Consider the following 20,752-nt stretch of genomic DNA (forward strand, 5'->3'; position numbering starts at 1 on the left):
GGCGTGCTCCGGTCAGGCCCGACCCGCGCGATCACCGGGGGACGTACTCGACGCGCTCGACGCGCATCGTCGAGTCGGTCGCCGCACCGTTCGACGTGCCGTGGACCCCGATCCAGAGTCCGAGGAAGCCGCCGGTCGCGATCGAGTCGAGCGTGCGTCCGTCCGCCGTGGCGACGGCGGCGAGGTCGTCGCCCGGCCTCCCCGCCCGCATCTCGTAGTCCTGACCGCGCGCCCGCAGCATGAGAACGAGGTCCTCGTGGGGCGCTCCCGCGACGACCGCCTCCCCGATCACGCGCTCCGTTCCGGCGCTCCGGTGGATAGCGACCACGCGTGTGCCCTCCTCCCCTGTGACGCCGATGGCGGACAGCCGCACGTGGTCGTCCTCCGACTGACGCACGACGAGTCCCGCTTCCTCGCCCTCGCGCAGAGCGCAGGCGATGGTCGCCGTGACGTCGACGTCTCGATGCTGCTGCCGCACGCCGAGGAAGGCGCTGCGGGTCGCATCGGCGAGGGTCGCCGGGAGCAGCGGGAGCACCCACCCTTCGCCGTCGGCCGCGGCGATCTCCGAGGGCAGGGCGCGCACGGAGGTCCAGCGCGGATCGTTCGACGCGATGACTCCGCCGACGGGCGCCGCCGCCCGCGGCTGCGCGAACGGCACCTCGACCTCGTGCTCCACGCGACCGATGCCCGGTGCGAAGACCGGCCATCCGTCCTCCCAGACCACCGGCACCAGGAAGGTCTCCCTGCCGAGGTTGCAGTGGTAGCCGCCGTACGGACGCATGCCGAGCAGCACCGCCCACCAGCTGCCGTCCGGCGCCTCGACGAGGTCCGCGTGCCCGACCGCCGTGATGTCGACGCCGCGCCCGAGGTGCCGGTGAGTGAGCACGGGGTTGCCCTTGCTGCCGCGGTACGGACCGGTTACGGCATCCGCCCTCGCCACGCTGATGGCATGGTGGAAGTCGGTTCCGCCCTCCGCGGCGAGCAGGTGGTAGGCCCCGACCACCCGGTAGAGGTGCGGGCCCTCGGCCCACACCGCGCCCTGCACCGCCCCGCGCCACAGGACATGCTCCTCGGTCACGAGGGTCATCGTGTGCGGGTCCAGCTCCCGCAGCCAGACCTCGGTCTGATCGTGCCATTCGGGCTGACGGGCCGGTCGCGTGCCGTGCACCCAGATGCGACCGTCGTCGTCGAAGAACACCGACGGATCGATCCCGTCGACGTCGAGCCAGACCGGGTCGGACCAGGGGCCGGACGGGTCCTCCGCCGTGACGACGAAGTTGCCGCCCCTCGCGTCGTCCTCCTGGTCCACGAGCGTGCACAGCAGCCAGAACCGGCCGTCGTGGTGCCGGAGGGTCGGAGCGTAGAGGCCGCCCGACGAGCGGATCCCCTCGAGATCCAGCATCCCCGGCCGATCGATGACGTGCCCGACGACCTCCCAGTCGACGAGGTCGCGGCTGCGGAACACCGGGAGACCGGGCAGGTATTCGAACGTCGAGGTGACGAGGTAGTAGTCCTCCCCGACACGGCAGATCGTCGGATCGGGGTGGCACCCGGGCAGGATGGGGTTGCTCACCACCGTCATCGCGACACCGCGCGATCCACGATCATCTCCCCCGATGTCGCCACCCGTGCGTCCGCCGTCGTGACGGGGTGCGGCGCCCCCGTGATCCGCAGGGTCGCACGGACCGTCGCCGTGCCCTCCTCGACGGATGCCGCGGCGTGCGCTCCCACCCAGACCTCGACGTCGCCCGGCTCGACCACACGGGTCATCGACCGGTCGCTGAAGGCGAGCCGCTGGGTGGGGACCTCGAAGGTCACCCGCACCGACTCCCCGGCGCCGAGCGTCACCCGGCGGAACGCCAGGAGCTGGGCGACGGGTCTCGTGACCGATGCCACCACGTCGTGTCCGTACAGCTGCACGACGTCGGCGCCCGCCCGGTCGCCCGTGTTCGTCACGGTGACCGCGACCCGGAACGCTCCTCCGGCGGCCACCTCGTCGTCGACATCGAGCCGATCGACCTCGAACCGCGTGTACGACAGGCCGAACCCGAACGGACGCACCGGAGTCGAATCGGTCGCCGTCACCTCCGAGGGGCCGCCCAGGCGAGGGTGCAGGTACGAGTACGGCTGGGCTCCCGCCGAGCGCGGCAACGACACCGGGAGGCGCCCCGAGGGCACGACCCTCCCGGAGAGGACTCCGGCGAGCGCCGCGGCGCCCTCCTCTCCGGGGAAGAACGCCTGCAGCACGGCGGCCGGTGTAGACACGGCATCCAGAGCCCAGCCGATCGCGTACGGGCGACCGGTCACGGCCACCATGACCACCGGCGTTCCCGTGCGCACCAGCGCCTCCACGAGCTCGCGCTGCACGCCGGGCAGCTCGAGGCTCTCGGAGTCGTTGCCCTCGCCGACCGTGCCCCGACCGAACAGCCCTGCCTGGTCGCCGACGACGACGATCGCCACGTCGGCCGCGCGCGCGACGTCGACCGCCTCCGCGAAGCCCGAGCGGTCGTCGCCCTCGACGTCACAGCCGTGCGCGGCGATCACCTCGACGCCGAGAGCATCCGCCTCCTCCGAGAACGCCTCGAGGAAGCTCGGGATGGAGAAGCCGATCGGATGCTCCGGATGATGCGCGAGCACGTGGTTGGCGAACGAATAGCAGCCCATCAGCGCTTCAGGGCGCGCGGAGTTGGGGCCGATCACGGCGACCGTCGCCAGGGGCCTCGCCGCATCGGCGAGGGGAAGGATGCCGTCGTTCGAGAGCAGTACCGCCGACTCCTCCGCGAGCCGTCGTGCGATGTCGCGATGGCGGGGCGAGTCGAGGTCGACCGCCGCGGGCGGATCGTCGTCGAAGGCGTCGGGCTCCAGCAGCCCGAGCTCCTCCTTCTGGTTCAGCGCGCGCAGGACCGCGCGGTCGACGAAGGCCTCATCGAGCGCCCCCGACAGAACGCGCTCCCGCAGCGGCGCCAGATACGCGTCTCCACTCGGGAGCTCGACGTCGACCCCGGCCGTGAGGGCGGCCTCTGCCGCTTCTCCCCTGTCGCGCGCGATGCCGTGCATCATCTCCAGGAAGGCGACGGCGAAGTAGTCCGCGACGACCACGCCGTCGAAGCCCCACGCCTCGCGCAGCAGGCCCGTGAGATGCTCGGCGCTGCTGCCCAGAGGCACCCCGTCGATCTCCGCATAGGAGTTCATCACCGAGCGCGCGCCGCCGTCGATCACCGCCATCTCGAACGGCGGGAGGAACACGTCGGCCACCTCCCTGGGTCCGGCGGAGACCGGCGCGTGGTTGCGCCCCGCGCGCGAGCCCGAGTATCCGACGAAGTGCTTGAGCGTCGCGTGCACACCGGCGGACTGCAGCCCGCGCACGTACGCGGTTCCGGTCACCCCCACCACGTACGGATCCTCGGCGATGCACTCGTCCACCCGCCCCCACCGGGGGTCGCGGATGACGTCGAGCACCGGCGCCAGCCCCTGGTGGATGCCGAGGTCGCGCATGGTCTCGCCGATCGACGCCGCCATCTCCTCCACCAGCTCCGGGTCGCACGAGGCGCCCCAGGCGAGCGGCGTGGGGAAGGTCGCCGCCTTCCACGCGGCGAGCCCGGTGAGACACTCCTCGTGCACGAGCGCGGGGATGCCCAGCCGGGTCTCCCGACGGAGGCGGCGCTGCTCCTCCCAGAGCCACGCCGCGCGCTCGGCGGCATCGACCGGGCGCGTGCCGTAGACGCGCGTGTAGTGGCCGATGCCGTCACGCGTGATCTCGGCCAGCGCCCCGGGGGCGGCCTTGCCTCCCATCTCGTTCTGCATGGGCGCCACCACCTCGCCGCCCTGGTCGATCCAGTAGCCGACGAGCTGCGCGAGCTTCTCGTCCAGCGTCATCCTGGCGAGCAGATCCCGCACCCGATCGGATGCGCGGGGGAATGCGGGGATGTCAGCGCTCATGTGCGCCTCCATTCGTGGTTCGTGGTCTCTCAGCCCTTGACCGCGCCGGTCAGACCGCCGACGATGCGGCGCTCGAACAGGCTGAAGAAGATCAGGGCGGGAAGCATGGACAGCGAGGTGTAGGCGAGCACACGGGCGGTGTCGACCGAGTACTGCGAGGCGAAGTTCTGCACGCCGAGCGGAAGGGTGAACAGGCTCTGGTCGCTCAGGATGAACAGCGGGAGCATGTAGCCGTTCCACGCGCCGATGAAGGCGAGGATCCCGACCGTGATGACTCCCGGCAGGCTCAGCGGGATGACCATGCGCCAGAAGAACCCCAGACGGGATGCGCCGTCGATCGACGCTGCCTCCTCCAGCTCCTTCGGGATCGCCTTGAGGAACGGCACGAGGATGATGATCGTGGTCGGCAGGGCGAACGCGATCTGCGGAAGGATGATGCCCGCGAGGCTGTTCACCAGCCCCAGGTTGCGGATCAGCAGGTAGAGCGGCGTGATCGCGACGGTCACCGGGAACATCAGCCCCGCGGCGAACAGCGAGTACATGACGCCCTTGCCCGCGAAGTCGTAGCGCGCGATGACGTAGCTCGCCATGACCCCGAGGATCACGGCTCCCGCGGTGGTGCCGACGGCCGAGATGGTCGAGTTCAGCATCGCCGTCCAGAACTCGGAGCTGCCGAGCACGTCGGTGTAGTTCGCGAACTGCCACGGGGCCGGCCAGCCCGACGGATCCGTGGTGATCTGCGAGTTCGTGCGGAAGCCGCCGATGATGATGTAGAGGATCGGCGTCACGCAGACCGTGATCAGCACGAGGGCGACGAGGTACACGCCTGGGCTGCCCCAGCGCACCTCGGGGGCGGCGCGGCGGCGGCCCCTGGGCCCGATCGTCTGGATCGCGACGGAGGTCTTCAGGGTGTCGGTCATCGTCTGCGCGCCTTTCCGCTGTCTCCGGTGAGTGCGCCCTCGGTGTCACGCCGCAGCACGAAGCGCTGGTAGATGAGCGCCACGACCATGGAGATGAGGAAGAGCATCACGGCCACGGCGTTGCCGAAGCCGTAGTTCCCCGCCAGATGGCCGTTCTGGTACATGTAGGTCGCCATCGTCGAGGTGCCGGCGGTCGCCGCGATGTACTGCCCCCAGATGATGTTGACGAGGTCGAACAGCTGGAGGGAGCCGATGATCGACAGGAACGCCCAGATGCGGATGGTCGGCCCGAGCAGGGGAAGCGTGATGCTCCACTGCGTCTTCCAGAATCCGGCTCCGTCGATCGCGGCCGCTTCGTAGAGCTCCTCGGGGATCGACTGCATCCCCGCCAGCATGAGGATGACGGCGAACCCGACGTACTTCCACGTGATGATGATCATCAGCGACCACATGGCGATCGCGGGGTCGGCGATCCACGAGTGCTGGAGCGCGCCGAGGCCCCACTTCTCCAGCAGGGAGTTGAGGGCGCCGGCATCCTGCAGCATCAGGCTCCAGCCCGTGCCGACGACGACCTCCGCGATCACGTACGGGGCGAAGATCAGGACGCGGATGACCGAGCGCCCGCGGATCTTCTGGTTGAGCAGCAGCGCGAAGAGGATCGCGACGGGCCCCTGCATGATCAGCGACAGGAAGATGATGATGAAGTTGTGCGACACGGCCGCACGGAACGTCTCGTCCTGCAGCATGAGCACGTAGTTGTCGAGGCCGACGAACTCGGTCGGCCAGCCGAAGCCGTTCCACTTGAAGAATCCGTAGAACGCCGCCATCAGCACCGGGAAGATGACGAAGCCGACGAACACGAGGAGGGCAGGGCCCGAGAGGAGGGCGATCTCGCCGCGCTTGCGCCAGTCAGGGCGCGGCTTCCGCCGCCGTGGGGCCGACGATGCGCCGGCCCCACGGGAGCTCCCCTCAGGCGCCTGAGCGAGCGCCTGGGTGATGGTCATGGCGCGGGTCAGCCCCTGGCCGCCGCGTTCGCGAGGCTGTCGACGAGCTTCTTCGGGTCTCCCTGACCCGCGAGCATCTCCACGACGCCGGTGTTGAGCGCGTTGCCGACGTTCTGGCCGAGGGCCGTGTCCAGCCAGAGCGAGACGTAGGGCGCCTTGCTGTACGCCTCCATGAGCGGGATCAGCGACGGATCGGTGACCGCGCCCATCGCGTCCTGAGAGGCCGGGATCGTCTGGAAGGCGACGGCGTACTTCTCCTGCCATTCCTTCGAGGAGACGAAGTTCAGGAACTTCTCGCAGGTGTCGGGCGAGTCGACGGAGCACGAGTATCCGTCCACGCCGCCCATCATGGCGCCCGGGGTTCCCTTGCCGCCGCTGACCTCGGGGAAGGGGAACCAGCCGAGGTCGGGAAGGGGCTTCTGGTCGGGCGTGAGGCTGGCGATCACACCGACGTTCCACGCCCCCATGAGCTCCATCGACGCCTTGTGGTTGGCGACGAGGCCCGCGGAGGAGTTCGCGCCCTGCTGCGCTGATGTCGTGAGGAACCCGTCGTTGAACGGCTCGGTCTCGGCGAAGTCGGCGAGGTTCTGTGCGGCGTCGAGCCAGCACTTGTCCGAGAAGTCCGGCTTGGTCGACAGGTTGGCGATCACGTCCTGGTCGCACGCGCGCACCGCGAAGAAGTAGTACCAGTGCGCGGCCGGCCAGGCGTCCTTCGCGCCGAGCGCGATCGGGGCGACGCCCGACGCCTTCAGCTTGTCGACGGCGCCCTCGAGCTCGTCCATGCTGCTCGGCTCACCCGTGACCCCCGCCGCGGCGAACAGGTCCTTGCTGTAGAAGATGCCGCCGGGGAGCACCGCGCTGGGCATGCCGTAGATCTTGCCGTCGACCGTGAAGGCGCTGAACGGCGCGTCACCGAAGGCCGACTTCACGTCGGCGTCGATGAGCTTGGTGAGGTCCTTCACCTTGCCGGCCTTGACGACGTCGGCGAGCTTGCCGCCTCCGCGCGCCATGAAGATGTCAGGCATGTCGCCGGAGTTGACGGCGGTCTGGAGCTTGCCGTCCATGTCCTCGTTCTGGATCGACGTGACCTTGACCGTCACCTCGGGGTTGGCCTTGTGGAATGCGGCCGCAGCGTCCTCCCAGTACTGCTTGCCCGCACCGGTGGTCGAGTTGTGCCACATCGTGAGCGTGCTGCCGTCATCGGCGCCGCCTCCCCCGCCCGCGCACCCGGTCAACCCGAGCGCCCCCAGCGTCACGATGGCCGCCCCCGCAGCCCACGCTTTGCGCATCTTCATGCTGTGTCTCCTCTTCATCGAGTTCCGTGCAGCAGAGCGAACCTATTTGTTGTCAGCCACACCAATGTGTTGTGCGCCCACTCTGGCACCTGGACGAGATCGTGTCAAACGATATCGATAACGTTTTCCATGATTAGTCTGTTCTGATGAACGCACGCACCACGATCACCGACGTCGCCCGCGCAGCAGGAGTGTCCGTGGCGACGGTGTCGAAGGCCATCAACGGCCGCGACGGCGTGTCCGCGGAGACCCACGCCCGGATCCTCCGCGTCGTCGCCGAACTCGGATACGAGAGCTCCCTGGTGGCGACGTCGATGAGGAGAGGGCGCACGAACGTCATCGGCGTGCTCGTCGCCGAGTTCGAGCCCTTCGCGCTGCAGCTGCTGCGCGGCGTCTCCACCGCGCTGCAGGACACGCCGTACGACGTGCTCGCGTATGCGGGAAGCGTCTCGGCGGGCGAGCACCTCGGCTGGGAGCGCCGCTCCCTCTCCCGTCTGGGCGGGACGCTCATCGACGGGGCGATCCTGGTGACCCCGACCACGACTCCCCCGCAGGCCGCGGTGCCGATCGTGGCGGTGGACCCGCACGAGGGGCCGCACGGAACGGCGACGGTCGCGGTGCACAACGTCGAGGGCGCACGCACGGCGACCGAGCACCTCATCTCCCTCGGGCACCGCAGGATCGCGCACCTGCGCGGCCGCTCCGATCTCGAGTCGGCGCAGCAGCGCGAGGCGGGCTACCGCTCGGCGCTGGACGCGGCCGGCATCCCGTTCGATCCGTCCCTCGTGGTCGACGGCGGCTACCGCACCGCGAGTGCGACCGCCGGCGCCCACGCCATCCTCGATCTCCCCGAGCGGCCGACCGCAGTGTTCGCCGCCAACGACCTCACGGCGCTCGAGGCGATGCGCGTCGCCGCCGAGCGCGGCCTGCGCGTGCCCGACGACCTCTCCGTCGTCGGGTTCGATGACATCCCCGAGGCGTCGTCGAACAACCCGCAGCTCACGACCGTGCATCAGCCCCTCGCGGAGATGGGGGCGGCGGCGGTCGGCGTGCTGCTGGGGATGCTGCGCGGCGAGGATCCCGCGCACATCAGGATGCACGCCGAGCTCGTGGTGCGCAGCTCGACGGCGCCGATCGGCGGCTGACCGCACCTCCGGCGCAGGATGCAGCGGACGGACACGTTGCGGAGGCCACTCGCCCCTGATATGTTCCTGGCAACAACAATTCGCCCTCACCGTGGAAAGCGATCCGAGCCATGTCCCTCACCCCCACCCGCGACGACAAGTTCTCCTTCGGACTCTGGACCGTCGGCTACAACGGCGCCGATCCCTTCGGCGGACCGACCAGGCCGCACCTCGACGTCGTGCACGCCGTCGAGCGACTCGCGGAGCTCGGCGCCTACGGCCTGACCTTCCACGACGACGACCTGTTCGCCTTCGGCTCCACCGACGCCGAGCGTCAGACGCAGATCGACCGCCTCACCGGCGCACTGGCCGACACCGGGCTGATCGTGCCGATGGTGACCACGAACCTCTTCAGCGCACCGGTCTTCAAAGACGGCGGCTTCACCTCCAACGACCGCCAGGTGCGCCGCTTCGCGCTGCGCAAGGTGCTGCGCAACCTCGACCTCGCCGCCGAGCTCGGCGCCAAGACCTTCGTCATGTGGGGCGGCCGCGAGGGCGCGGAGTACGACTCGGCGAAGGATGTCCGCGCAGCGCTCGAGCGCTACCGCGAGGCCGTCAACCTGCTCGGCGACTACGTGACCGACAAGGGCTACGACATCCGCTTCGCGATCGAGCCCAAGCCCAACGAGCCGCGCGGCGACATCCTGCTGCCCACGCTCGGCCACGCGATCGCGTTCATCGACTCCCTCGAACGCCCCGAGCTCGTCGGCGTGAACCCCGAGGTCGGGCACGAGCAGATGGCGGGACTCAACTTCACCGCCGGGATCGCGCAGGCCCTGTTCCACGGCAAGCTCTTCCACATCGACCTCAACGGCCAGCGCGGCATCAAGTACGACCAGGACCTGGTCTTCGGCCACGGCGACCTCCACAACGCGTTCTCCCTCGTCGACCTGCTCGAGAACGGCGGCCCGAACGGCATCCCCGCCTACGACGGCCCTCGCCACTTCGACTACAAGCCGAGCCGCACCGAAGACGAGACCGGGGTCTGGGACTCCGCGGCGGCCAACATGCGCACCTATCTGCTGCTGAAGGAGCGCGCGGCGGCGTTCCGCGCCGACCCCGAGGTACAGGAGGCTCTGGCCGCGGCGAAGGTCGCCGAGCTCGCGACTCCGACCCTGAACGAGGGCGAGTCCTACGACGATCTGCTCGCCGACCGCGGCGCCTACGAGGACTTCGACGCCGACGCGTACCTCGGCGGCAAGGGCTTCGGCTTCGTCCGGCTGCAGCAGCTCGCCACCGAGCACCTGCTCGGCGCGCGCTGATGGCATTGGTCGCGGGCGTCGACTCGTCGACGCAGAGCTGCAAGGTCGTCGTCCGCGACCTCGACACCGGTGCGGTCGTGCGCACCGGCCGTGCACCCCATCCCGCCGGCACCGAGGTCGACCCCGCCGCGTGGTGGGCGGCACTGCGAACGGCGCTGGCGGATGCCGGCGGACTCGACGACGTGTCGGCGATCGGCATCGGCGGGCAGCAGCACGGACTGGTCGCGCTCGACGAGTCCGGCCGAGTGATCCGCCCCGCGCTCCTGTGGAACGACACCCGTTCGGCGCAGGCTGCGGCCGATCTCACGGCAGAGGTCGGCGCTTCCGAGTTCGCGTCGCGCACGGGCCTGGTGCCCGTCGCGTCGTTCACCGTCACGAAGCTCCGATGGCTGGCGGACGCCGAGCCGCAGCACGCCGCCCGCGTGGCGGCCGTGGCCCTCCCCCACGACTGGCTGACCTGGCGCCTTCGCGGGTACGGCCCTGCCGACGAGTCCGAGCTCGGCCCCGCACTCGGCGAGCTCGTCACCGACCGCTCCGACGCGAGCGGGACGGGCTATTTCGACCCCGTCCGCGACGGCTACGACCGCGAGCTGCTGTCGCTCGCCCTTCGCAGGGACGCGTCGGATGTGGTGCTCCCCCGGGTGCTCCGCCCCTCGGAGCATGTACAGGGCCCCGACGGGCTCGTGGTGTCGGCGGGTGCGGGCGACAACGCCGCTGCCGCGCTCGGCATGGGCGCGCGCACGGGCGACGTGGGCGTGTCCATCGGCACGAGCGGCACGATCTTCGCCGTGACCGATGCGCCGATCTTCGACGTCTCCGGCACCGTCGCAGGGTTCGCGGATGCCGCGGGCGGCCGCCTCCCGATCGTCACGACCCTCAACGCCGCGCGCGTGTTCGACGTGACGGCCGCCCTGCTCGGCGTGGACCTCGAGGAGTTCTCGCGGCTCGCCCTGCAGGCGGAACCCGGTGCCGGCGGACTGTCCCTGCAGCCGTGGTTCGAGGGCGAGCGGACCCCGAATCGGCCGGATGCGACCGCGACCCTCTCGGGCATGACCCTCGCGTCGACCAGCCGTGAGAACCTGGCGCGGGCCGCCGTCGAGGGCGTGATCGGCGGTCTCGCGTTCGGCCTCGGCGCCATCCGCGACCTCGGCGTCCGCACGGAGCGCGTGCTGCTCATCGGCGGCGGTGCGCAGAGCCCCGCCGTCGCGGCCGTCGCCCGCGAGGTGTTCGACATCCCGGTCGTGGTGCCCGAGCCGGGCGAGTACGTCGCCCTCGGCGCCGCCGTGCAGGCGGCCTGGGCCCTCACCGGCATCCGTCCGTCCTGGTAGACGCCGCCCGACGACCCTCCTCGCCGCGCGTCGCGTGGCAGGATGGTCGGATGCAGAGACGCGAGGACCGCCGATGACGCGCGGGCTCGCCGCGATGCAGGACGCCGGATTCCGCTGGTTCTTCCTGGCGAGGGCGATCACGATGATCGCCGGGTCCATGTCGTCGATCGCGCTCGCCTTCGCCGTGCTGGAGATCGACAACGACGCCCGCTCGCTGTCGCTCGTGCTCGCCGCCTTCACGGTCAGCAACATCGTCTTCCTCCTGTTCGGCGGAGTGATCGCCGACCGGCTCCCTCGGGCGCTGATCATCCAGTCGTGCTACGTCATCGACATCCTGACCGTCGGGGCGATGGCCGCCCTGCTGTTCACCGGAACGGCGACCGTGCCGATGCTCGCCCTGCTCTCCGTGCTGAACGGGGCGTCCACGGCCTTCGTCCTGCCCGCCATGCAGGGGATCATCCCGCAGCTCGCCTCGCCGGAGCATCTGCAGCAGGCGAACGCGATGCTCTCCTTCGTGCGCTCGGCCACCACCATCGGCGGCCCCATCATCGCCGGCATCGTCGTCGCATCCGCAGGCCCCGCCTGGGCGATGGTCGTGCAGGCGATCGGGTGGGTGATCGCGATCCCGGTGTTGGCGATGGTGCGCCTTCCTCCGCCGGCGCACGGCGGAGGGACGACGCTGTTCCAGGATCTCCGCACCGGCTGGCACGAGTTCCGCACCAGGACCTGGCTGTGGGTGGTCGTGCTGGCGTTCATGGTGATGAACGCCATCCACGTGGGCGCGTGGGGAGTCGTCGGCCCGTACATCGCGAAGAACGACCCCCGTCTCGGCATCACCGGCTGGGGCTGGGTGGTCAGCGCGGAGGGCGTCGGCATCCTCCTGATGACCCTCATCCTCATGTGGTTCCCGCTGAACCGACCGCTCCGCTACGGGATGATCGGCATGGCCGCGTTCGCGATCCCGCTCACCGTGCTCGGCATCCACCCCGCCGTCGTCCTGCTCGCGATCGCGGCCTTCGTGGCCGGCGCCGGCGCCGAGGTGTTCAGCACCGGATGGAATCTCGCGATGATGGAGAACGTGCCGGGCGAGACGCTCTCCCGCGTGTCCAGCTACGACATGCTCGGCAGCTTCGTGGCCATGCCGATCGGCACGCTGATCTACGGCTGGCTGATCACCCACAGCGACGTCGAGACCGTGCTGGTCACGTCCGGCATCCTCTATGCGAGCATCGCGCTGATGACGCTGGCCGTGCCGAGCGTGCGACGCATGGGGCGTCCGGATGGTGCCGTGACGACATGAGCGCTCTGGCGGATTCATAGCAATCCGGGCGAGACTGGGGGCATGACCTTCGCCGCGCTCCAGCCGCTCGCCGACCGCTCCGCCCTCTTCACCGCGCTCCGTCAGGACGCCCTCGCCACGGCGACGGACGAGCTCGGCGACCACCGCTGGGATGCCGACATGACGGCGGGCACGATCACCTTCACCGCGAACGCCGATCCGTCGCGCACGCTGGTGACGACGGCCCATCTGATCGCGACGATCGCACCGGGGCCGCGGTCGCTGCTGTGGGCGTGGGCGCACCCGCAGGGAGACGCGCAGGGCGTCGCCGCGCAGCTCCGCGACTACGGCGTCGAGCACGGACTCGCCGAGCTGGCGGAGCCGGAGCTCCCGTTCCCGACAGACGCCTCCGGCGACGAGGAGTGGATTGCCGCAGCCGCGCACACGATCGCGGGCGTCGCGGTGGAGATCACCGGACGCTCGCCCTACTACTCCGCCCCGATCTCCGGCGGCACCAGGGCGGTCTTCCTCCTCGACGCGCCCGTCCCCGCATTGACCGTCGCATCGGCGACCACCGCTCTCCCCCGCATCCTCTCCGGTCTGGCTCTGCCCGACGCCAGGACCGCCGTGTGGGACCTCGCCCGCCTCGCCGGCTGGAACCTCGCCTGGACCGATGACGCCTACACCGGCGCCACGATCACCGACGCGACGGCATCGGTCACCTTCCGATTCGACGAGAGCGCGCGCATCACGAACATCGAGGGCACGCTGCAGCCCCAGAGCTGAGCACACGTGCGTGCGCGGCTAGCATGAGCGCATGAGCGACCTCGACCTCATCCCCGCAGGGCACGCCTTCACCGCCGACGAGATCACCGTCTTCGCGGATCCCGAGAACCGCACCCTCGATCAGGCGATCGCCGACGCGGACGTCCTCGTGAGCTGCCCCCACGCGGGCGCGCGCATCCCCGCGGAGCTCGTGCCCTTCCTGTCGCCGGCGCTCACGCGTCGACTCCAGTACGACTTCACGGATGTCGCGACCGCGGCGATCGTGCGCGAATGGGCGCGCACCGATCCGCGTATCGTCGCGGTGCTCAACCCGCATCCGCGCCTGGTCCGCGACCCGAACCGCGCGCGCCCCGCCGACATCGCCGCCGATCTCACAGCGGCCATCGAGCGGACGCGCGCGGCCGGCGCTTGGCAGAAGGTCGACCTCTCCGGTGTCGACGCCATCCGTCCCGTGACCTTCTCGTTCTTCCCGATCCTCGAAGTGCCCGAGAACGACGCGGAGCGCGACCGTCTCGTGCAGACGTTCGTCGAGGTCGGGGAGCGCGGACTCGGGGTCTACGAGCGCACTCGCGACGCGCTCACCGAGGCGTTCGTCGCCGCGAAGCTCCGCACCGGGGGACGATTCACCCGGCTCTCGTTCCACGACACCATGAACACGACGACGACGCGAGAGGGCGCCGTGAACGTCCCCAGGGAGCCGAAGGATCGCCTTCCCGCCGTGGTGGCCCTGTCCAACCGCGGCGGATCGCGCGGCGAGGAGCGCGATCCGTCCGATCCGCCGACGATGGCGCCCGATCGGATCCGGGCGCTGGCCGATGCGCACCGGGCCGGCTTCCGCGTGGACTCCCCCGATGCCGTCGCGTTGAACACGCCGTACCTGGGCAGCCAGGAGATCCTCGCCGCCGGACGCCGGTTCCGCGAGCTCTCCTCGGCTGCCGCGGAGGCCGCTCTCGAGCTGGATGCCGTGCAGGCCGAGTTCCTCCGGGAGTACCTGCTCGGCCCGGAGGCCGTCGCCGAGCTCCACCGCCCGGGAACCGGCTGGATCGATGAGGACCCCGCGCACATCGCCGCGGTGGCCGCCGCCTGCCGCCGCACCTGGGACCTCTATCGAGGACTCTGAGACTCAGCCGCCCCAGATCGCGCCGAACAGCGCGCCGAACGCGACGGTCGTCGCGGCGAGGATGAGGGTCGGGACGAAGAAGGAGTGATCGACGAGCTTCGTGCCGAGCTTGGTGGTGCCGGAGACGTCGAAGTTGGCCGCCGCGATCTGCGAGCCGTTCGTGGGGAGCAGGTAGATGCCAGCGAACGCGCCGGCCCACATTCCGCTGAGGAGGCCGAGCGGGATGCCCGCGGCGAGACCGATCGGGACGATCGTCCGCGTGGCCGTCGACTGGCTCGTGGTGAGCACGCAGACGAGAAAGACGCCGAGCGCGAAGATCCACGGGGCGGCGCTGACCCAGCCCCCGACGCTCTCCGCGATGAGCGCGGCGTGCGCTCCGAGGAAGGTGTCGGTGAGCCAGGCGAGGCCGAACAGCGCGATCGCCGACACCATCCCGGCTTTGAAGACCGTCATCGTGGGGATCTCCCCGACCTTGGGACGCGAGACGAGGAGGATCAGCGTTCCCACGACGAACATGACGATCTCGATGATCGGCGTCATCGACACGGGGTCGCCCGCGGCATCCGACGGGCGGATGCCCTTGAACAGCCCGAACACGACGATCGCGGCGACGCCGAGCAGGAAGATGATCGCGGCGTTGCGCCCCGCGGCGGTGACCGTCACGTCTGCCTTGATCTCCGCCGCATCCGCGCGGGGCGGGGCGAGCTCGCCACGCGCGATGCGCGCCTGCACGTCCGGATCGTCGGCGAGGTCCTTGCCGAGACGGTTCACGAAGAAGCTCGACACGACGATGCCGACGATCGCCGCGGGGATGGTGACCTTCAGGATGTCGATGAGCTCGAAGTCCCAGGGCGCGGTGTCCGTGAGGGTGACCATGGCCGCCATCGCCGCCGACACCGGGCTGCAGGCGAGGGCGACGCCGGTGGCGACCACCGACAGGGACAGCGGACGCGACGGACGGATGCCGTTGCGGTACGACAGGTCCTGGATGACGGGAAGCAGCGGGTAGAGGATGTTCGACGTGCCGGCGCCGACCGAGAACAGGAAGGAGACGAGCGGCGCGACGAGGGTGATCTGCCGGGGGTTGCGGGCGATCAGCTTCGCCGCGACGGACACCATCCAGTCGATGCCGCCCGCGGACTGCATCATCGAAGCCGCGAGCACCACCGAGAGGACGATCAGGAGCGCGTCGACCGGCGGCGACCCCGGAGCGAGCCCGAAGACAAACACCAGGATCGCCACGCCGGTGCCGCCCCAGAGTCCGAGGCCGACGCCGCTGGATCGGGTGCCCATGACGATGCACCCGAGAACGACGAGCAATTGGATGACGAACAGCGCGATGTCCATGCGGACCCCTCTCGCAATGGCGGTGCGGCCAGCATATTGGCCAGAGCCCCGATTGCCGAGGAGCCGACGCTAACCGCGGCGTCGCGTCACCGCCCGAGTCGCTGTCGGGCGGTCTTCATGCCGGGGCCGACGGGGACGTGCGTGGTCGCCGCGGCCAGCCCGAACGCGGGCATGTCGACGTACACGGCCTCGAGATCAGCGACGGGCACCTGATACGTCTCGTGCCAGACGCCGACGCTGCCCGACCCCTGCAGCGAGCGCATGAAGTCGCGCCACGGCTGCAGGTGCGGGGCGTCGCGGTCGGCGGCGAAGCGTTGCAGATGCTCGGGGCTCTCCCAGTAGGAGAGCAGGATGGTCGTGCGCCCGAACCAGTTGTGGGCGCCGAGCATCCCCGCCTCCGGATGGGTGGCGAGGTGCCGCAGCATCGGCGGCATCTTGCTGGCCGTCCACCACACCTTCCCCAGCTGCCACCAGCGGTTGGCGCGCATGCCGATGACGAAGACGGTGATGTCAGACCGGTCGGGTGCTGCCGTGTAGCGACCGGGGAAGACCTGCTGAGTCATGCGATTCTCCTTGGAACGTTGTTATGTAACTACGTTATGAAACAACGTTACGATAGACTTCATTCCATGGCAAGACCTGTCTCCTACGACGACGCTCTCCGCGACCGACTGCTCGACGTCACGGCGGAGATGGTCGACGCGAAGGGCCCGGAGCGCATCAGCCTCCGCGACATCGCCCAGTCAGCCGGCACCTCGACCTCGGCCGTCTACTCCCTCTTCGGCGGCAAGGCGCAGCTGCTGGTCGCCGTGATCGAGCACGGCTTCGCGTCGTTCGGAGCCGCTCAGGCCGCGACCGAGCCGGAGGGGCTCCGCGCCCTCGGATACGCGTACCGAGGGTGGGCGAAGGCCAACCCCGCCCTCTACCGTCTGATGTTCGGCGGAGCGATCACGACCGTCGAGGACTGCGCTCCGGATGCCGCTACCACCTCCACCGCGATGGCTCCGCTCGTGCGCGCCCTCGCGGCGCGCGTGCCGGAGGGTCAGGTGATGGCTGCCGCCGTCACGGTGTGGGCGCAGGTACACGGCGCCGTGAGCCTCGAACTCGCCGGAGTCGCGCCAGAGGTACCCGACTGGGATGCCGTCTACGACGCCGTGGTCGACGCGGTGGAGCGCTCCTTCCCGCGCGCGTGAGGTGCCGCACGGCGCGCAGATGTGGAAGTCTGGTCGCATGAAGAACGGAATCGTCCGGTTCGCCGCGCTCTACGTGTTCAACGTCGCGGTCCTCCTGCTCATCGGTCTGCTGTTCAGCGGCGTCCGCGTGGGTTTCAACGCGCTGTGGGCGGCCGTGATCCTCACCCTCGCCGCGCTGTTCGTGAAGCCCGTGCTCGGCTCCGCGTTCCGGAAGTCCGCCGCGAAGTCGTCGGCCAGCCGCACGAAGGTCGGCGAGAAGACCGTGCAGTACGCGCTCGTCTACGTCGTCGAGCTCATCGTCTGGGTGCTGACGGTGTGGCTGAGCGGGGTGCGCGCGTCGGGCTTCTGGGCGTTCGTCCTGCCTCCGCTGATCCTGCTCGTCGGCTGGATGATCTACGACCAGTTCGACGACAGGCTGCGTGCCAAGGCGGGCGAGGTGTACGACACCGTCTCCGCGAAGATCTCGAAGAGACCGGATGCCGCGGCATCCGCTCCCACCCCCGACTCCCCCGCGACGACCGAGGCGCGCCAGGAGCTGAACGACGGCCTCACCCCCGAGCAGCGCCGCATGCTCGACGAGCTCGGCTGATCCGCGCGGCGGAGCAGCCCGGTCGTTGAGCGAGGACGCGCAGCGACGAGACGAAACGCCCTACGGGATGCGACGCGTCAGACGAGCCGCTCGGCCGCCTCGACCACGTTCGTCATGAGCAGCGCGACGGTCATCGGTCCGACGCCGCCAGGGTTCGGGGAGAGGTAGCCGGCGACCTCGGCCACGTCGGGATGCACGTCGCCGAAGACGAGGCTCTTGCCGGTCTCGGCATCCGTCTCGCGCGTCACGCCCACGTCGAGCACGGCGGCTCCGGGCTTGACGTCTTCGGCGCGGATCAGGTGCTTGACCCCGGCGCCGGCGACGATCACGTCGGCCTGGCGGAGGTACGGCGACATGTCGGGCGTGCCCGTGTGCACCTGGGTGACGGTCGCGTTGATGTCGCGACGGGTGAGCAGGAGGCCGATCGGGCGGCCGATGGTGACGCCGCGTCCGACCACGACGACGTGCTTGCCTTTGAGGTCGTAGTCGTTGCGCAGCAGCAGTTCGATGACGCCACGGGGGGTGCACGGCAGCGGCGTGTGGATGGGGTTGTTCACGTTGAGCACGAGACGACCGAGGTTGGTCGGGTGCAGGCCGTCTGCATCCTTCGCCGGGTCGATGCGCTCGAGGATCGCGTCGGTGTTGAGGTGCTTCGGCAGCGGCAGCTGCACGATGTAGCCGTGGCAGTCGGGGTCGGCGTTGAGCTCGTCGATCAGCGCCTCGACGTCGGCCTGCGAGGCATCGGCGGGGAGTTCGCGCTGGATCGAGTTCATCCCGATCGCCTCGGACTGACGGTGCTTCATGCCGACGTAGAGCTGCGACGCCGGGTCGGCGCCGACGAGGACCGTGGCGATGCCGGGGACGATGCCGTTCTCCCTGAGCGCGGCGACGCGCTCAGTGAGCTCGGCCTTGATGGATGCTGCGGCGGCCTTGCCGTCGAGGATCTTCGCGGTCATGCTGTCTCTTCTCTTCCTTGCGTTCGCCGTTCGGGGCGGTGTCCGCCCTCGTCGAGTTCTCGTGCTTTCGCCGAGTGCACGGCTCGTTCGCGTGAACGGGCCGTGCACTCGGCGGCTTCTCGTGCACTCGGCAACATCCCGTGCAGTCGCGGACGGGATGCCGCGGGCTTACTGCTGCAGGTCGGGGTACAGCGGGAAGGCCGCGGCGAGCGCGTCGACGCGGGCACGGAGCGCCTCGACGTCGGCGCCGGGCTGCAGCGCGAGGGCGATGACGTCGGCGACCTCGGTGAACTCGGCGTCGCCGAAGCCGCGGGTGGCGAGCGCCGGGGTGCCGATGCGCAGACCCGAGGTGACCATCGGCGGGCGCGGGTCGTTCGGCACCGCGTTGCGGTTCACGGTGATGTGGATGTCGTGCAGGAGGTCCTCGGCCTGCTTGCCGTCGATCTCGGCGTCGCGCAGGTCGACGAGCACGAGGTGCACGTCGGTGCCGCCGGAGCGGACGGCGATGCCGGCATCCTTCACGTCCTGCTGAGACAGACGCTCCGCGATGATGGCGGCGCCGCGCAGCACGCGCTCCTGACGCTCCTTGAACTCCGGGGTGCCGGCGAGCTTGAACGCCGTCGCCTTGGCGGCGATCACGTGCATGAGCGGTCCGCCCTGCTGTCCGGGGAAGACGGCGGAGTTGATCTTCTTCGCGATCTCGGCGTCGTTGGTGAGGATGAAGCCAGAGCGGGGGCCGCCGATGGTCTTGTGCACGGTCGAGGAGACGACGTGCGCGTGCGGCACCGGGTTCGGGTGCAGCCCGGCGGCGACGAGGCCGGCGAAGTGCGCCATGTCGACCCAGAGGAGCGCGCCGACCTCGTCGGCGATCTCGCGGAACGCGGCGAAGTCGAGTGTGCGCGGGTAGGCCGACCAGCCGGCGATGATGACCTTCGGCTTGTGCTCGATGGCGAGGCGGCGGACCTCGTCCATGTCGATGGTCGAGGTCTCGGGGTTCACCCCGTAGGCGACGATGTTGTAGAGACGGCCGGAGAAGTTGATCTTCATGCCGTGGGTGAGGTGGCCGCCCTGGTCGAGCGAGAGGCCGAGCAGCGTGTCGCCGGGGCGGGCGATCGCGTGCAGCACAGCGGCGTTGGCGGAGGCGCCGGAGTGCGGCTGGACGTTCGCGAACTCCGAGCCGAACAGGCTCTTGGCGCGGGCGATCGCGAGCTCCTCGGCGACGTCGACCTCCTCGCAGCCGCCGTAGTAGCGGCGGCCGGGGTATCCCTCGGCGTACTTGTTCGTGAGCACCGAGCCCTGCGACTGCAGCACGGAGACGGGAACGAAGTTCTCGGATGCGATCATCTCGAGGAACGTCTGCTGGCGCTTGAGCTCCCGGTCGAGGACCTCGGCGATCTCGGGGTCGACCTCGGCGAGCGGGGCGTTGAAGTAACGGTCGGTCATGTGACGTGCTCCTCTGACAACGGATTCGAAAGGGGTGCTTCCATCGGCCCAGGCGCGCGGTCGAATTCCGTGGTCAGTCGCTCCCCGGTGGTAGTCCACCCAGACGCCAGTCGCGACGGTTACGAGCATAGCGGATGCCGCGGCTGTCGAGCGCGGAGATGACGTCAGGCCCTACCCCTGTTCGTGCGACAGAGGGACCCCGAGGCCGCACTCGCCGTGGCCGTATCTGAGCGCCAGCGGAATGGTCTGCTCGGACGACATCTCCCCGATGCCCCAGAGCAGGCTCAGGGCCACGATCTTCCCTTCCGATGCCGGAAGGTCGATGGCGGCGACGAGGGTTCCGCTCTCCGCCCCGACGACGCCGAACCGCCGACTCGCGTCATCCGCGTGGTGCAGCAGCGCATCGAGCTCAGCGTCCTCCAGCTCGTCGAGTCGGACATCGTCGAGCAGGACCGCCGCCGACTCGACCGAGCCCTGGGAGTCGCGGACCATCGACGTCTCGAACAGCGTGCCGTCCACGAGCGCGACGAGGCCGACGGCGACGTAGAGCCGCTCTCCGTCTTCGGCCATACGACACTCGCCGGAGGTGGGCGCAACGATGTCGAGATGCCCCGGCGTGAAGTACAGACGAAACGCCAGGATCACGAAGAATCCGACACCCAGAATCGTGAGGATGATGAAGACCTTCGCCGTCCGGCGCCAGAAGCGCAGACGTTCGACGAGGCTCTCGGACTCATCGTTCTGTGCTCGTTCCACCACCACGGCATTCCTCCGGCCAGGATCGCCACGCGACCTCTGAGCCCACGGTAACGACTGAGCGAAGCGAACGGTGCGTTCGGGACGCGACCGTTATGGTCGCGCGCAGTGTCGACACCATGGCCGCTGCGGGTCAGATGAGGCCGAAGAGGCTGCTGACGAAACGGCCCACGAGCACAGAGATCCACGTTTCAAAGCGATTAGTTAGTTGGGCCCGAGGTGTGACGCTGCTCGGAACGGAGGCTCTCCGTACTCGCATTCATGGCGTCGCACTCGGATCTGAGGCGACGCCCAACCATCCGTTGAGAGAACGAGCGATGTGATGGGCAGTTCGAATGGACATCTGATACA

18 protein-coding genes and 1 riboswitch are annotated in these 20,752 nt (G+C 69.7%); of the genes, 8 read left to right on the forward strand and 10 right to left on the reverse strand.

The features are described from left to right. Positions 1-31: 31 nt before the first annotated feature. Genes ACFVRO_RS15890 through ACFVRO_RS15910 form a run of 5 tightly spaced genes read right to left on the reverse strand, consistent with a single transcriptional unit; the run spans position 32 to position 7,158 of the window. Entirely contained in the window at positions 32-1,582 is a 1,551-nt protein-coding gene (locus ACFVRO_RS15890) for a family 43 glycosylhydrolase (RefSeq protein ID WP_386954014.1), read from the reverse strand. Continuing rightward, a complete protein-coding gene (locus ACFVRO_RS15895) occupies positions 1,579-3,939 on the reverse strand; it encodes a glycoside hydrolase family 3 N-terminal domain-containing protein (protein WP_386954017.1) in 2,361 nt (786 codons plus the stop codon). The genes ACFVRO_RS15890 and ACFVRO_RS15895 overlap by 4 nt, the downstream gene beginning before the upstream one ends. A 29-nt stretch (positions 3,940-3,968) precedes the next feature. Beyond that, positions 3,969-4,859 (reverse strand): carbohydrate ABC transporter permease, encoded by an 891-nt coding sequence (locus ACFVRO_RS15900; protein WP_105677170.1) that lies wholly within the window; start codon positions 4,857-4,859, stop codon positions 3,969-3,971. After that, the gene (locus ACFVRO_RS15905) at positions 4,856-5,863 is read right to left on the reverse strand and encodes a carbohydrate ABC transporter permease (RefSeq protein ID WP_105677168.1); all 1,008 of its coding nucleotides are present in this window, start codon (positions 5,861-5,863) and stop codon (positions 4,856-4,858) included. The genes ACFVRO_RS15900 and ACFVRO_RS15905 overlap by 4 nt, the downstream gene beginning before the upstream one ends. Before the next feature lie 8 nt (positions 5,864-5,871). After that, entirely contained in the window at positions 5,872-7,158 is a 1,287-nt protein-coding gene (locus ACFVRO_RS15910; RefSeq protein WP_386954019.1) for an ABC transporter substrate-binding protein, read from the reverse strand. Positions 7,159-7,304: 146 nt separating this feature from the next. Between ACFVRO_RS15910 and ACFVRO_RS15915 the strand changes: the two genes are divergently transcribed. The 6 genes from ACFVRO_RS15915 to ACFVRO_RS15940 all read left to right on the forward strand — a co-directional run bounded on the left by ACFVRO_RS15915 (position 7,305) and on the right by ACFVRO_RS15940 (position 14,117). Further along, positions 7,305-8,303 (forward strand): LacI family DNA-binding transcriptional regulator, encoded by a 999-nt coding sequence (locus tag ACFVRO_RS15915; RefSeq protein ID WP_386954021.1) that lies wholly within the window; start codon positions 7,305-7,307, stop codon positions 8,301-8,303. A gap of 110 nt (positions 8,304-8,413) precedes the next feature. Then, positions 8,414-9,604 carry a xylose isomerase gene (xylA, locus tag ACFVRO_RS15920; protein WP_386954024.1) on the forward strand — a complete coding sequence of 397 codons (1,191 nt, stop codon included), beginning with the start codon at positions 8,414-8,416 and terminating at the stop codon, positions 9,602-9,604. Next, positions 9,604-10,932, forward strand: coding sequence for a xylulokinase (gene xylB / locus ACFVRO_RS15925; RefSeq protein ID WP_386954027.1), 1,329 nt, complete (start codon positions 9,604-9,606; stop codon positions 10,930-10,932). The genes xylA and xylB overlap by 1 nt, the downstream gene beginning before the upstream one ends. A gap of 73 nt (positions 10,933-11,005) precedes the next feature. Further along, entirely contained in the window at positions 11,006-12,232 is a 1,227-nt protein-coding gene (locus ACFVRO_RS15930) for an MFS transporter (protein WP_386954030.1), read from the forward strand. A gap of 42 nt (positions 12,233-12,274) precedes the next feature. Beyond that, positions 12,275-12,997, forward strand: a complete 723-nt coding sequence (locus ACFVRO_RS15935; protein WP_386954032.1) for a DUF6882 domain-containing protein — start codon at positions 12,275-12,277, stop codon at positions 12,995-12,997. A 31-nt stretch (positions 12,998-13,028) separates the two neighbouring features. Beyond that, positions 13,029-14,117, forward strand: coding sequence for an N-formylglutamate amidohydrolase (locus ACFVRO_RS15940; protein ID WP_386954035.1), 1,089 nt, complete (start codon positions 13,029-13,031; stop codon positions 14,115-14,117). Between the two features lie 3 nt (positions 14,118-14,120). Here the strand turns inward: ACFVRO_RS15940 and ACFVRO_RS15945 are convergent, their stop codons facing one another. After that, complete coding sequence (locus ACFVRO_RS15945; protein ID WP_386954036.1) at positions 14,121-15,464, reverse strand: anaerobic C4-dicarboxylate transporter; 1,344 nt, start codon at positions 15,462-15,464, stop codon at positions 14,121-14,123. Positions 15,465-15,550: 86 nt separating this feature from the next. Beyond that, complete coding sequence (locus ACFVRO_RS15950) at positions 15,551-16,027, reverse strand: DUF4188 domain-containing protein (protein ID WP_105677156.1); 477 nt, start codon at positions 16,025-16,027, stop codon at positions 15,551-15,553. Between the two features lie 66 nt (positions 16,028-16,093). Here ACFVRO_RS15950 and ACFVRO_RS15955 point away from each other — a divergent pair, with 66 nt between their 5' ends. Continuing rightward, the gene (locus ACFVRO_RS15955) at positions 16,094-16,657 is read left to right on the forward strand and encodes a TetR/AcrR family transcriptional regulator (RefSeq protein ID WP_386954039.1); all 564 of its coding nucleotides are present in this window, start codon (positions 16,094-16,096) and stop codon (positions 16,655-16,657) included. 37 nt (positions 16,658-16,694) lie between these two features. Next, positions 16,695-17,246 carry a phage holin family protein gene (locus ACFVRO_RS15960; protein ID WP_386954042.1) on the forward strand — a complete coding sequence of 184 codons (552 nt, stop codon included), beginning with the start codon at positions 16,695-16,697 and terminating at the stop codon, positions 17,244-17,246. Positions 17,247-17,323: 77 nt separating this feature from the next. Here ACFVRO_RS15960 and ACFVRO_RS15965 read toward each other — a convergent pair whose 3' ends face one another. From ACFVRO_RS15965 to ACFVRO_RS15975, 3 genes are all read right to left on the reverse strand, one after another. Next, a complete protein-coding gene (locus ACFVRO_RS15965; RefSeq protein ID WP_386954044.1) occupies positions 17,324-18,202 on the reverse strand; it encodes a bifunctional methylenetetrahydrofolate dehydrogenase/methenyltetrahydrofolate cyclohydrolase in 879 nt (292 codons plus the stop codon). Positions 18,203-18,370: 168 nt separating this feature from the next. Next, the gene (glyA, locus tag ACFVRO_RS15970; RefSeq protein WP_105677150.1) at positions 18,371-19,645 is read right to left on the reverse strand and encodes a serine hydroxymethyltransferase; all 1,275 of its coding nucleotides are present in this window, start codon (positions 19,643-19,645) and stop codon (positions 18,371-18,373) included. A gap of 39 nt (positions 19,646-19,684) precedes the next feature. Further along, positions 19,685-19,769, reverse strand: a riboswitch (ZMP/ZTP riboswitch). Positions 19,770-19,816: 47 nt separating this feature from the next. Then, positions 19,817-20,404, reverse strand: a complete 588-nt coding sequence (locus ACFVRO_RS15975; protein ID WP_386954047.1) for a hypothetical protein — start codon at positions 20,402-20,404, stop codon at positions 19,817-19,819. Positions 20,405-20,752: the final 348 nt, after the last annotated feature.

It is taken from the genome of Microbacterium sp. NPDC057944 (assembly GCF_042887445.1).
Lineage (GTDB): Bacteria > Actinomycetota > Actinomycetes > Actinomycetales > Microbacteriaceae > Microbacterium > Microbacterium natoriense.